The organism is Streptomyces sp. NPDC002588, from assembly GCF_040295925.1.
Taxonomy (GTDB): Bacteria; Actinomycetota; Actinomycetes; order Streptomycetales; family Streptomycetaceae; genus Streptomyces.
In genome coordinates this window covers 1-12,762 of sequence record NZ_JBEOWF010000006.1, presented here as the reverse complement: position 1 = coordinate 12,762, position 12,762 = coordinate 1, and the positions used below count along the sequence as shown (strand labels likewise).

General features: G+C 70.7%; 9 protein-coding genes. 5 read left to right on the top strand and 4 right to left on the bottom strand.

Features of this window, described 5'->3' with window-relative positions:
• Positions 1-472: 472 nt before the first annotated feature.
• The 5 genes from ABT057_RS08390 (at position 473) to ABT057_RS08370 (ending at position 8,222) form a co-directional block, all read left to right on the top strand.
• Positions 473-2,059, top strand: coding sequence for a protein kinase domain-containing protein (locus tag ABT057_RS08390; RefSeq protein ID WP_352341685.1), 1,587 nt, complete (start codon positions 473-475; stop codon positions 2,057-2,059).
• A 573-nt stretch (positions 2,060-2,632) separates the two neighbouring features.
• Entirely contained in the window at positions 2,633-3,964 is a 1,332-nt protein-coding gene (locus ABT057_RS08385) for an extracellular solute-binding protein (RefSeq protein ID WP_352341684.1), read from the top strand.
• A gap of 44 nt (positions 3,965-4,008) precedes the next feature.
• Positions 4,009-4,860: a carbohydrate ABC transporter permease gene (locus tag ABT057_RS08380; protein WP_352341886.1), complete on the top strand. Its 852-nt coding sequence runs from the start codon at positions 4,009-4,011 to the stop codon at positions 4,858-4,860.
• Complete coding sequence (locus ABT057_RS08375) at positions 4,857-5,777, top strand: carbohydrate ABC transporter permease (RefSeq protein WP_352341683.1); 921 nt, start codon at positions 4,857-4,859, stop codon at positions 5,775-5,777. The genes ABT057_RS08380 and ABT057_RS08375 overlap by 4 nt, the downstream gene beginning before the upstream one ends.
• A gap of 90 nt (positions 5,778-5,867) precedes the next feature.
• Entirely contained in the window at positions 5,868-8,222 is a 2,355-nt protein-coding gene (locus ABT057_RS08370; protein ID WP_352341682.1) for a glycoside hydrolase family 3 N-terminal domain-containing protein, read from the top strand.
• A gap of 78 nt (positions 8,223-8,300) precedes the next feature.
• Here ABT057_RS08370 and ABT057_RS08365 read toward each other — a convergent pair whose 3' ends face one another.
• The 4 genes from ABT057_RS08365 to ABT057_RS08350 form a co-directional block, all read right to left on the bottom strand.
• Positions 8,301-10,334, bottom strand: a complete 2,034-nt coding sequence (locus tag ABT057_RS08365; RefSeq protein ID WP_352341681.1) for an RICIN domain-containing protein — start codon at positions 10,332-10,334, stop codon at positions 8,301-8,303.
• Between the two features lie 264 nt (positions 10,335-10,598).
• The gene (locus ABT057_RS08360; protein ID WP_352341680.1) at positions 10,599-11,639 is read right to left on the bottom strand and encodes a LacI family DNA-binding transcriptional regulator; all 1,041 of its coding nucleotides are present in this window, start codon (positions 11,637-11,639) and stop codon (positions 10,599-10,601) included.
• A gap of 141 nt (positions 11,640-11,780) precedes the next feature.
• Positions 11,781-12,158: a nuclear transport factor 2 family protein gene (locus tag ABT057_RS08355; RefSeq protein ID WP_352341679.1), complete on the bottom strand. Its 378-nt coding sequence runs from the start codon at positions 12,156-12,158 to the stop codon at positions 11,781-11,783.
• Between the two features lie 55 nt (positions 12,159-12,213).
• On the bottom strand, positions 12,214-12,762 hold a 549-nt coding region (locus ABT057_RS08350), incomplete at its 5' end, for an SDR family NAD(P)-dependent oxidoreductase (protein ID WP_352341678.1).

The window sequence follows — 12,762 nt, the reverse complement described above, 5'->3', positions numbered from 1 at the left end:
TTCACCTGAGCGGATCACACGGCTCCGCCGCCTGCTGTGCACCGATAATCACCATGCACCATGGCACCGACATCGCGCAGCGAATCCCCACATATGGTTCACACGGTCTCGTCCCCCGGGCCACTCCCGAACCGCCCCTGTGCCGATGTGGGTGACGGGCAGTCGTTCTGCCGCGCCAGGCCCCGGAACACCGTGCCCGGAGCAGGGCGGCGGCCGTCCGGCATGTTCCCGTTGCGGTGCGGATATCCGCCGGTTTTGCAATGTCTGCCGGGTTTTTGCGTTCCGCGTCGACGGTTCTGGGAATTTCCCTGCCGGGCACAGTTCCGGCAGGCTCCGACACGTCGGAAAGAAAGGCGAGGGACGTACTCGTCCGGCATACTTGCGAGCTGCGGACCACCCTGCCCACCACCACGCAAGCCACGGCACGGCGAGCAGTTCAAGCGCTGATGCGAACCTCCGGGGAACAGTCGTCATGAATAACCTTCGGCCTTCGGACCCGACGTCCATAGGCGGCTATCCGTTGCTCGGCCGGCTCGGCGCGGGCGGCATGGGGCAGGTGTTCTTGTCCCGCACGGGTTCGGGTCGGCTGCTCGCACTGAAGACGATCCGCGACGATCTCAGCTCCGAGCCGGGGTTCGAGGAGCGGTTCGCCCGCGAGATACGCAACAGCGACCGGGTCCGTTCGCCGTGGACCGTGACCCTCGTGGACTACAGCGCCCCGGGCCGGCGCCCGCAGTGGCTGGCCACCGAGTACGTGCCCGCGCCGTCGCTCGCCGAATGGGTCGCGGCCCATGGCCCGCTGCCGCAGACAGCGGTGCTCTCACTCGCCGCCGAACTGTGCGGCGCCGTGCAGGCCGTGCACCAGGCCGACCTCGCGCACCGGGACATCAAACCCGGGAACGTCCTGCTGGCACGCGACCGTCCACGGCTGATCGACTTCGGTGTCGCCCGGGCCGCCGACGACAGCCGGCACACCCGCATCGGTGTCTCCGTGGGCTCCCCCGGCTTTCTCGCGCCGGACCAGGCCGTCGGCGGTGTCGCCGCCGAACCCGCCGACGTGTTCTCACTGGCCGCCGTGCTGGTCTACGCCGCGACCGGACGCGGCCCCTTCTCGCGCGCGGGGGAACAGATCCCCGCGGCCACCCTGCTGTACCGAGTGGTCCACGAGGAACCCGACCTCACGGGCGTCCCCCCGGAGCTGGTGCCGCTGCTCACCGCTTGTCTGGCCAAGGACCCGGCCGGGCGCCCGACGGCGGCCCGGCTGAGCGGATGGCTGGAGCAGGTGGGCGGCCGGATCGGGCGTTGGCCTGAGGAGTGCCCCACGGTTCTCGCCGGAGAACTCGCCGAGACCGAGCAGTCGGCGCGCACCCTGGTCGACCTCGCGCACGAAGCCACCGCGGTCCTCGCCGGCCAGGAAGCGGCCCCGGAGACCCTGAGGTCCGGCACTCTCCCCGCCTCCCCGGCCGAGCCCGCCCGGAGCCGCCGGCCCGCCTGGCCGCTGACCGCGGCCATCGCGGCGGCCGCGGTCGCGGTGGCCGTGGTGGCCACCGTCCACTTCGGTACACAGCGTTCCTCCGCCGAGTCCTCCCCGTCCACGCAGACACAGCCGTCCGGCTCGGCCGCCTCGGCGACCGCGGGGAAGACGCCGTCCGCCTCGGCCCAGGAGCCGCAGGAGACCGAGCAGTCCCAAGAAGCCGGCAACAGCCCGGAGGCCCAGCAGCCGGACGCGGAACTCAAGGTCATCGAGGCCACGTTCGAGCTGGCCACCGGGGAGTCCGTGGTGGCCGGGGACCGGAGTCTGATCATGCAGCAGGACGGCAACCTGGTGATCTACGACGAGAACCACAAGGCCCGCTGGGCCGCGATGACCCGGGGCGAGGGCAATTCCGCGCGCTTCCAGACGGACGGCAACCTGGTCGTCTACAACAGCGGCGGGCAGCCCCTGTGGTCCTCACGGACAAACGGCCACCAAGGAGCGGTCCTGGTGTTCCAGGCCGACGGAAACGTCCTGATCAAGTCCGGCGACACCGTGCTCTGGGCCGCGGGAACGGAGAACTGACCGTGCGGGCGGGCTCGTGAGGAAATCCGCGGAGAGCGCACTTGCCCGAGCGGCATCCGCCGCAGGAATCTCGGGGGAATTCCCGCCGCCGCATTGTTCGAAAACAGAAGCCGGTCCCGCCGGTGTTCCGCCGGTTCCCTGACGCGCGTATTTCCGCCGAGAATTCAGGCGAGGTGAACTCTTTTCCGTCCCGGAAGGACGGGCAGCGGGGTTGATCGATGCCATATCACTCGGCCGCACCGGTCGCCCGGAGAAGATCGCGGCCGTGGTCGCCTTCCCGCACGCGACCGCCGGCTCCTGACGTGAAGGGTCCCGCCGAACCGCCGCTCGCCCGGAGGGGCGCGACAGCCCCAGGTCACCGACCTGGGGCTGCCCTGTGAGGTGGATGCCCGCAAGGGTCGGCGAAAGTCTTTCGTAACCGAGACATTTCCGGTCCTTGTTCCGGATGTGAATTCCGTGCGAGTGTCCCCGCCAGCAGGCAGGCCGTCGGCAGCAGGGCACCCGAAAGCCTTTCGTACCGGTCTCCGATCTGCCTGGCCCACCGACGGCATGTGGAAACAAGAGAGGCACACCATGCGGAGAGTCCCGGTCAACGGAAACCCCGGAAGCCCGAGAACGCGACGTCTCGTCGCGGCCGCCGTCACCCTCACCGCGGCCATGGGCCTTGCCGCGTGCGGGACTTCGGGGCCGTCCGGATCGTCCGCGTCGTCCGGGAAGGGCCTGACGATGTGGGCGCTCAACGACCAGACGATCCTCAAGAGTTCCGTCGACGCGTACAACAAGGACCACCCGGACGCGAAGATCACCCTGCGGCTGTTCGCCAACGACGACTACAAGCAGAAGCTGCGCGTCGCGTTCGGCGCGAACCAGGCCCCGGACATCTTCTTCAGCTGGGGCGGCGGAGCGCTGAACGACTACGTCAAGGCCGGCAAGGTCGACGCGCTGACGCAGACCGACGCGGACACGGACCGGTTCACCCCGAGCGTGATGCAGAGCGCCACCTTCGGCGGCAAGGCCTACGGCGTGCCCGCCAACGGCCTCGCCCCGGTCGTCCTCTACTACAACAAGAAGGTGCTGGCCGACGCCGGCGTCGAGCCGCCGAAGACGTACGACGACCTGCTGGCGGCCGTGAAGAAGCTGAAGGCCAAGAGCGTCGTCCCGCTGTCCCTCGCCGCGAACTCCAAGTGGCCGACGCTGATGTACCTGGAGTACCTGCTCGACCGCCAGGGCGGCTCCGAGGTGTTCACGAAGATCGCCTCCGGAGACGCCTCGGCGTGGAAGGACGCGTCGGTCACCAAGGCCAACCAGTACCTCCAGGACCTGTCGAAGGCCGGCGCCTTCGGGGACAACGCCTCCTCCGTCAGCTACGACCAGGGCGCCTCCACGGCCCTGCTCTACACGGGCAAGGCGGCGATGGAGGTGATGGGCACCTGGGAGTACGCCAACATCGCCAAGGCCGCGCCCGACTTCCTGAAGAACGGCGACCTGGGCTACACCGCGTTCCCGACGCTGCCCGGCGGCGCGGGCAGCGCGGGCAGCATCGTCGGCAACCCCTCGAACTTCCTGTCGCTGAACTCGGCGACCAAGAACAAGAGCGCCGCACTCACCTACTTCAAGGACTACGTCCTGAACGCCTCCCAGACCGACGCCTACCTCGCCGCCGGGAGCGTGCCGCCGGTCAAGGGCCTGGAGTCCAAGCTGGCGGCGGTGAAGTCGTCGTCCGACAAGGAGTGGCTCACCTTCGTCTACGACCTGGTGCAGAACGCGCCGGGCTTCCAGCTCTCCTGGGACCAGGCCCTGCCGTCCGACCAGGCCGACCCGCTGCTGACCAACACCGACAAATCGTTCCTGCGCCAGATCTCGCCCGCCGAGTTCGGGACGAACATGAGCAAGGCGTCGTCGTGACGCTCACCGCCCCCGCGCGCCGGAGAGGAGGCACCGGCCTCCTCATGGCCGCCCCCGCCCTGCTGCTCTTCGGCCTGTTCGGTCTCGTCCCCCTCGTCGGCGTGCTGGCCCTCAGCCTCGCCCGCTGGGACGGCCTCGGCTCCGTCGGCTGGGCCGGCTTCGCCAACTGGGGCGAGGTCCTGACCGACGGCGCCACCTGGCAGGCACTGGGACTCACCGTCAAGGTGATGGCGGTGAGCTGGCTGGTCCAGACGCCGATCGCGCTCGCCCTCGGTGTCTTCCAGGCGCCGAGGGGGAGGGTGCGGGCGCTGCTGGCGGTGCTGTTCTTCCTCCCCCTCCTGCTGTCGGCGGTGGCCATCGGCCTGACCTGGCAGGCGCTGCTCGACCCGTCCTTCGGCATCGGCGCCACACCCGGCCTGCACTGGCTGGCCAAGCCGCTGCTCGGCTCGCCGGACCTGGCGCTGTACACGGTGATCTCCGTGATCGCCTGGCAGTTCGTGCCGTTCCACGCCCTGCTCTACCAGGCCGGAATACGGCAGATCCCCACCGCCCTGTACGAGGCGGCCGCCCTCGACGGCGCCGGACCGGCGGCCCGCTTCCTGCACATCACCCTGCCGCAGCTGAAGTACACGATGGTCACGTCCAGCACGCTCATGCTCGTCGGATCGCTGACCTACTTCGACCTGATCTTCGTCCTGTCGGGTGGCACCGGCGGCCCCGGCACCGCCACCCGCGTTCTCCCCCTCGCCATGTACATCACCGGATTCCAGGCCCATGACATGGGCCGGGCCAGCGCCGTCGCCACCCTCCTGGTGGTCTTCGGCCTCGGCCTGTCGCTGCTGACCACCCGACTGTCCGGTTTCACCCGGATGGACAGCCGGCAGGAGGGCATGTGAGCACCACCGTGACCAGGACGCCCACCCCCGCCGGGCAGGCACGGGTCCGCACACGCGGAGCGACACCGCCCGGGCCCGTCCGGCCGAACCCCCTGCCGGGACTGCTGCGTCGCGCCCTCACCGGCGGCGCCACGCTCCTGTGGGCCGCGATCGTCGTCGTACCCGTGTACTGGCTGGTGGTGACGAGCCTGCGCGGCCGCGCCGACTTCACCGCCGACAGCCCACTGGCCCTGCCCGGCCACCCGACGCTCGGCAACTACCGGACGGTCCTGGCGAGCGACTTCACGGCCTACCTGCTCAACAGCGTGATCGTGACCGCGGCGACGGTCGCCCTGACCGTCACCGTCGCCCTGATGGCCGCCTTCGCGATCGTCCGGGGCGCGGGAAGCCGCCTGTCCCGCTTGTCGTTCCGGCTGTACCTGCTGGGCCTGGCGATCCCGCTGCAGGCGGTGATCATTCCGGTCTACCTGCTGATCATCAGGATGCGGCTGTACGACAGCCTGCTCGCGATCGTCCTCCCCTCGGCCGCGTTCGCGCTGCCGATCACCGTGATGATCCTGGTGAGCTTCCTGCGCGACGTGCCCCGCTCGCTGTTCGAGGCGATGGTCGTCGACGGCGCCGGCGACTGGCGCATGCTCTTCTCGCTCGCGGCGCCCCTGGCCCGCCCGGCCCTGATGACGGTCGCCGTCTACGACGGACTGCAGGTCTGGAACGGCTTCCTCTTCCCGCTCATCCTCACCCAGAGCGGCGACAAGGCCGTGCTGCCGCTGGCGCTGACCCTCTACCGGGGCCAGTTCGGCATCGACGTACCGGCCACCATGGCCGCGGTGGTGCTCTCCACCCTGCCGATGCTCGCGCTGTTCATCCTGGCCAGGCGCCAGCTCGTCGCCGGTCTCACCGCCGGCTTCTCCAAGTAGCCCATACCACCGGGCAGTTCACCCCGACGACGGCCGGGCCGGGTGCCCGGCCCCGTCGGCGTGCCCGCACAACTCCCCGAGGAGTCGTGAATGACGACCACCATGCCCGACCACGGCGGCGTCCCCCAGCACGAGGACGACCGACCCTGGACCGACCCCGCCCGGCCGGCCCCCGAACGGGTCGAGGCCCTGCTCGCCCGGCTCACCCTCCCGGAGAAGGCGGCGCAGCTCAGCAGCGCCTGGGAGGACGTCGAACCGGCCGGCCCCGAGGTGGCGCCGGGCACCAGCATCTTCGACCGCGTCGGCGACCTCACCGAGACCGCCCGGCACGGTCTCGGCCAGCTCACCCGCCCGTACGGCACCCTGCCCCGGCCCGCCCTGGAACACTCCCGCGCCCTGGCCGAACGCCAGCGGCAGATCGTCCGGCAGAGCAGGCTCGGCATCCCGGCCATGGCGCACGACGAGTGCCTGACCGGTTTCACCGCCTACGGCGCGACGATCTACCCCACCTCGCTCGCCATGGCGGCCACGTTCGACCCGGAACTGATCCGGCGGGTCGGCGCGGCCATCGGCGCCGACCTGGCCGAGGCCGGCGTCCACCAGGGCCTCGCCCCCGTCGTCGACGTGATCCGCGACTACCGCTGGGGCCGCTGCGAGGAGACCTACGGCGAGGACCCGTACCTGGTGGGCGAGATGGGTGAGGCGTACGTCACCGGTCTGCAGAGCGCCGGGGTGTACGCCACCCTCAAGCACTTCGCCGGGTACTCCGCCTCCATGGGCGGCCGCAACCACGCCCCCGTCCACGCCGGGCGCCGCGAACTCCTCGACGTCATCCTGCCGCCCTTCGAGCGGCTCGTCGCCGCGGGCGTCGGTTCGGTCATGAACTCGTACGCCGAGATCGACGGCGAGGCACCCGCCGCCAGCCGGTGGCTGCTGACCGAAGTCCTGCGCGAGGCATGGGGTTTCGAAGGCACCGTCGTCTCCGACTACTGGTCGCTGCCCTTCCTGGTCAACGCCCACCGGGTGGCGGTCGACCTGCCCGACGCCGGGGCGCTCGCCCTGCGCGCCGGGATGGACGTCGAGCTGCCCGACCAGCGGGGCTTCGGCGACGCCCTGGTCCACGCCGTACAACAGGGGCTGGTCGACGAGGAGTCGGTCGATCGCGCGGTACGCAGGGTACTGCGGCAGAAGGTCGGACTCGGGCTCCTGGACCCCGGCTGGGACCCGCGGCCTCCGGCCCTGCGCGCGGGCGAACTCGACCTGGACAAGCCGGACAACCGCCGACTGGCCCATGCCGTGGCCCGGGCGAGCGCCGTCCTGCTGTCGAACGACGGGACCCTGCCCCTCCCGTCCGGCGGCCGGATCGCACTGATCGGCCCGTGCGCCGACGACGTCCGCACCATGTTCGGCTGCTACAGCTTCCCCAACCACGTTCTCGCCGACCGCGACGACCTCGGCAACGGTGTCGAGGCGGTCTCGCTGCGCACCGCTCTGGCCGAAGAACTCCCGTCCGTACAATGGGAGTTCGCGTCCGGGTGTCCGATCCGGGACGAGGACCGCACCGGGATCCCGGCCGCGGTGGAAGCCTGCGCCGCCGCCGATCTCACGGTCCTGGTCGTCGGCGACAAGGCGGGCATGTTCGGCATCGGCACCTCGGGCGAGGGCTGCGACGTCGAGGATCTGCGGCTGCCGGGCGTCCAGGAGGAGCTGGTCGAGGCGGTCCTGGCGACCGGGAGGCCGGTCGTGCTGATCGTCAGCAGCGGCCGGCCGTACGCCGTGGGCCGGTTCGCGTCCACCGCCGCGGCCATGGTGCAGGTCTTCCTGCCGGGCGAGGAGGGCGGCCGGGCCGTGGCCCGACTCCTGTCCGGCGGAGCCAACTTCAGCGGAAAGCTGCCGGTGCAGATCCCCACCACGCCGGGCGGGCAGCCCTACACCTACCTCCACCCGCCGCTCGGCGACCGGCAGAGCTTCCTCTCCAACCTCGACCCGACGCCCGCGTTCCCCTTCGGTCACGGGCTGTCGTACACCACCTTCGCCGTCGACCCGCTGGGTGTCGACCGCGAACCGGTGCCGACGGACGGGGAGTTCACGGTGCGCGTACGGGTGCGGAACACCGGGACGCTCGCGGGCGCCGAGACCGTCCAGCTGTACGCCGTCGATCCCGTCGCCCAGGTGACCCGGCCGGTGCGTTTCCTGCTCGGCTTCGTCAAGGTCGACCTCGCCCCCGGCGAGCAGGCCGTGGTCCGTTTCCACGTCCACACCGACCGCCTGGCCTTCACCGGCCTGGACGGCCGCCGTGTCGTCGAGCCCGGCGAGATCCTGCTCGAGGCGGGCTCCTCCAGCCTGGACACTCCGGCGCGGGCCGCCGTCCGGCTCGTCGGTACGGAGCGGGACGCGACCGTCGTACGGCAGCACCGCGTGCCCGTGACCGTCGAGCGGGAGTGAGCCACGGGAGACGGGTACGAGAGGGCGGCGCCACCGGTCGGTTCGATCCGGTGGCGCCGCCCTCTCGTCGATCCGGTGCTACTGGCTCCGGGTCCAGGTCTGGGTCGCGTTGCCCAGGCCCGTCCACAGCTGGACCTTCGAGCCGTTGGACTTGCCCCAGTTGGTCACGTCGACGACCAGGCCGTTGGAGCGGTTGACGATGGTGCCGTCGACCCGGAACGCCCACTGCTGGCTGGTCTTCCCGTTGCAGGCCCACAGGATCAGCTTGGTGCCCGCGGTGGTGCCGTCGCCGTTGGCCGCCAGGCACTTGCCGGAGACCCGCAGTTCGCCGGCCGCGGTCTGTGTGATGGTCTGGTTGGCGTTGCCCGAGCAGTCGTAGATCTGGACCTGGACGCCCGTCTGGCCGTTCGGGACGTCGAGGCAGCGGCCGGAGTACGTGCCCTTCAGGGTGAAGGCCGAGTCCGTGGGAAGGGGGTCCTGGACCAGCAGCCAGTCCTGTGAGCCGTCGTCGGCCGACGCCGCCAGGGTGACGGAGCCGCCCGCGGTCGCTCCGGTCATGTACAGGCTGGTGTTACGGACCGAGCGGAGCTTGTAGTACCCGCTCGTCGACGACGAGACCTGCGTCCACTCCTTGTCGGTGGCACCGTCGTCGACCCACTGGGCCAGCTTCTGCCCGGCCGTCGCGGTGCCGGTCCAGATGGCGACCGCGCGGCCCCCCGCCTTGTTGAGCAGCGTCACGTCGCTGCCCTTGGCCGCCAGGTGCCAGCGTTGGGTGATGGCGGTGGAGTCCGCCGCGCTCAGGACGAGGTCGGGGGTGTTCCCGGTGAGGTTCGCGTCCTGCGTCTTCGCGGAGGCGGTGCTCAGGACCTGGCCGGTCAGCCGGTTGACGAGGCTGTAGTAGGCGCCGTCGGAGCGGCCGAGGTCGACCTCGGCGTACTTGACGGGGCCGACGCTGCCGCCGCTCCAGGACGCCTGGAGGATCAGGACCCGACCCGTGCCGTCGACGTACTGCAGGTTGCGGCTGTACCCGGCGGCGATCGGTGTCTGGTACTGCTTCCAGGTGCCGGTGCTCAGCCCGGACTCGTTCACCCACACACTGCCGCTGCCGGCCGCGTTGTACACGATCCGGCCGTCCGGCATCGGGAGGAGGACCGGGCTGCCGCCGGTCGACAGCGTGTTGCCGCCCGAGGGCACCGGCAGCGAGGTGATCGCGGCGTCGGTGGCCGAGAAGAACTTCGTCGGGTCGTCGGAGATCCGATAGCGGACGTTCGTCCCGCCGCCCCAGTACTCGTACGTCATGAGCCACTTGCCGTCGGTCGTCGGGGCGATCGTCGTCATGCCCGGACGGCCGCCGCCGATCTCCGTCTTGCCGCTGCCCATGCTCACCGTGGCGCCGGGGACGTCCACGACCGGGCTGCTCCAGGTGGTGCCGCTGCCGCCGTCCCAGGTGCGGTGGAGGAGGACCTGGCCCTTGGAGTCCGTGGCCGTGTCGTTGTCCGGGTCGAGGGCCGGGGCGCCGGTGGTGGTGTCGTATCCGGTGTAGTCGCTCTCGTCGGAGTAGTAGGCGATGAGCGTGCCGTTGTGGGCGAGCAGGTGGGGTTCCCACACGGGGTCGACCTGGGCGGCGGTGTTGGCGGTCGAGACGCGGCCGACGCTGCCCGCGCTGCCGCCCTGCCAGCCGCCGGCCGCGATGATGTTCTCGAAGCTCCAGGTGGCGCCGTCGTCCGTACTGGCGTACAGGGCGAGCGCCACGTCCTTGCGGTCACCGTCACCGGACGGCGTCCAGCTGGAGTTCGCGGCCTTCTGCTCCTCGTAGTAGTAGTCGTCGCCCGAGACGATGCTCGCGAGCAGCAGCGTCCCCGCGCTCAGCGAGCCGACGTCCTGCGGGAGGACGTAGAGGTACGGGTTGGTCCAGTTGCTCGTGTACTTCGCGTACGCGGAGTCGCCGGAGAGATAGGCGGGGGCCTTGACGTCGGCGAGCTTGGACCAGGTCGTGCCGTCGTCGTCGCTCTTGTAGACCGGCATCGTCTGGCCCACCGGAGCGCTCTCGCTGTCCTCGAACGTGGCCACGATCCGGCCGTCCGGCAGCTGGGCCGACTTCGGGTAGAGCACGCAGGGGCTCTTGTTGCACGCGGCGGTGTTGGTCGCCGTATACAGATTCGCGGTACTCGGCTGATATGCCGACGCAGTTGTCGCGGAGGCGACGGCGAATGCCACGCCTATGCCGAAGGCCGTCGCCGAAGCGAAAGCCTTTCGCGCCCAGGATCGTTTCAACGGCGTTCCTTTGAAAAGGGAGGTGCGGGGAGGAAGCCAGTATTCGCAGGGGACACCGCACTGTCACCGGCACATTGCGAAAGGGTTTCGCAGGGCGGCGGGTTACGGGGTATTGACTCGGCGACGGACGGAAGTCGAGGTCCGCAGGACGAGTTCCGTCGCCAGCTCGATCCGCGGGGACGCGGGCGGGCGGCCCTGGGCGAGATCCATGAGCACCCGGGTCGCCTCCCGCCCCAGTTCCTCGAAGGGCTGGCGCACCGCGCTCAGCGGCGGGCAGGCCATGGCCGCCACCAGCGTGTCGTCGAAGGACATCACCGCCAGGTCCTCCGGTACCGAGAGCCCCAGCTGCCGGGCGGCCTCCAGCACGCCGAGCGCCTGCGCGTCGCTGGCCGCGAATACGGCCGTGGGCGGGTCGCCGGCCCGCAGGATCTGCAGGCTGGCGGCGAGCGCCTCGGCGAAGTCGAAGTCGGTCGAGCGCACGATCGCCGCGTCGTAGGCGATCCCGGCCTCCTCGATCGCGGCCCGGTAGCCGTGCACGCGCGCCGCGCCGGCGAGGGAGTGCGAGCGGCCCGCGACCATGCCGACACGGGTGTGCCCCAGCCCCAGCAGATGCTGGACGGCCTCCCGCGCCCCGCTCCAGTTCGTCACCCCGATGCTGGGGATGTCCTCCGACGGCGCGCTGAGCGGGTCGATCAGCACCACCGGCAGCCGCTGCTCGACGATGCGCCGCTGGTCCTCCTCGGCCAGCATCGAGATGACGATCACGATGCCCGCCGCGCCGAGCGCGACGCACTCCTCCAGCCACCCGGAGATCGAGCGCCGGCTCGTCGTCCCGGTGACCACGTCGATGCCGAGTTCCCCGGCCGCGTCCACGATGCCCCGGGCGACCTCCAGCGTGTACGGGCCGGACAGGTCGCGGAAGACGACGATGATCTGCCGTGGCGTCGCGGGATCCCGCTCCCACGGGCGGACGTAGCCGCAGCGCGCGAGCAGTTCCTCGACCCGTTCCCGGGTCGCCTCGCCCACGTCCCGGCGCCGGTGCACCACCTTGGACACGGTGCTGAGCGAGACCCCCGCCTCGGCGGCGATGCTCGTCAGCAGACCGTACTGCGCTTCCTGCCGGCCCTTGCCTCGACCTGTCACCCGATGTCCGTTCCGTGCGCGGGACATCGATGCGCCGGACCGCACCGCGTACCTGGCCAGAAACCCCGCCGCAAGGTAACGGGGCCCGGTACGGGGTGGCAAGACCGGCGCAGACGCGACGACCGGGTCTTCGCAGACCCTTCAGTTCACGCGTATGACCCGCTTGGAAATGCGCCAGCCGTCGGCGGTGTGCCGCAGGTCGTCCATGTACACGGCGCTGATGACGGTACCGCCGTCCACGACGCCCAGGCCCTTGGACCGGACATGAGCCTCGTCGCCCGGGCCGTCCGACACGACGATGTTCGTCGTGTGGTGGGCCCGCGCGTGCCCCTCGGCACCCAGGACAGCGGTGACCGCGTCCAGTCCGACGGCCGGCTGGAGGCCGAAGGCGCTTGCGTCCCAGACCGCGTCCTCGGTGAGGACCTCGCCCAGGCGGTCCAGCTCGCGATCGTCCATGATGTGGCCCCACAGAGCCAGCACCCGGGAAATTTCGAGGGCGTCTTCGTTCGTGAGTTTCATCTCGGCTCTTCCGATCTCCGTGTCGCGGGGAGGAACGAGTGGCTGGGGGCGTCGCTCAGACGCCGCTGAGCATCGCCAGAACCTGGTCGTAGGAGCCGTTGGCCTCCGCGTCGCGCACGAACCGGGCGCGCTCGACGACGAGTTCCTTCGCGTCGGGCTGCTCGCGCAGCAGGTCCAGGGTCTCGGTGAGGAAGTCGTCCAGCGGCATGGACCTCTCCGAGTCCTGCTGCCCCAGCAGGGTCGTGCGCACGCCCGGCGGGGCCACCTCGATCACCTGGACGCCGGCGCCGGCACCGGCGAGCTGCACACGCAGGCTCTCGGAGAAGGAGTGCAGCGCGGCCTTGGTCGCGTTGTAGGTGGGGGTGCCCGGCATCGGTACGAAGGCCAGCGCGGAGGTGACGTTCATGACGGCCGCGTCGGCCTTGCCGATCAGCAGCGGCAGGAAGGCGTACGTCATCCGGATCGTGCCGAGCAGGTTGACCGTGACGTGGTCCTCGGCGACCGGGAGCGCGGCCGGGTCGAGGAGGTTCTCCCGCAGCATGATGCCGGCGTTGTTGACCAGGACGTTCAGCCCGGGGTGGCTCGCCGCCACCGTCTCGGCGGC

Bases quoted from the DNA above. Each gene is read 5' to 3' on its own strand.
- ABT057_RS08380 (WP_352341886.1), top strand. From the start codon at position 4,009: ATGGCCGCCCCCGCCCTGCTGCTCTTCGGCCTGTTCGGTCTCGTCCCC.
- ABT057_RS08355 (WP_352341679.1), bottom strand. From the start codon at position 12,158: ATGAAACTCACGAACGAAGACGCCCTCGAAATTTCCCGGGTGCTGGCT.
- ABT057_RS08385 (WP_352341684.1), top strand. From the start codon at position 2,633: ATGCGGAGAGTCCCGGTCAACGGAAACCCCGGAAGCCCGAGAACGCGA.
- ABT057_RS08370 (WP_352341682.1), top strand. From the start codon at position 5,868: ATGACGACCACCATGCCCGACCACGGCGGCGTCCCCCAGCACGAGGAC.
- ABT057_RS08390 (WP_352341685.1), top strand. From the start codon at position 473: ATGAATAACCTTCGGCCTTCGGACCCGACGTCCATAGGCGGCTATCCG.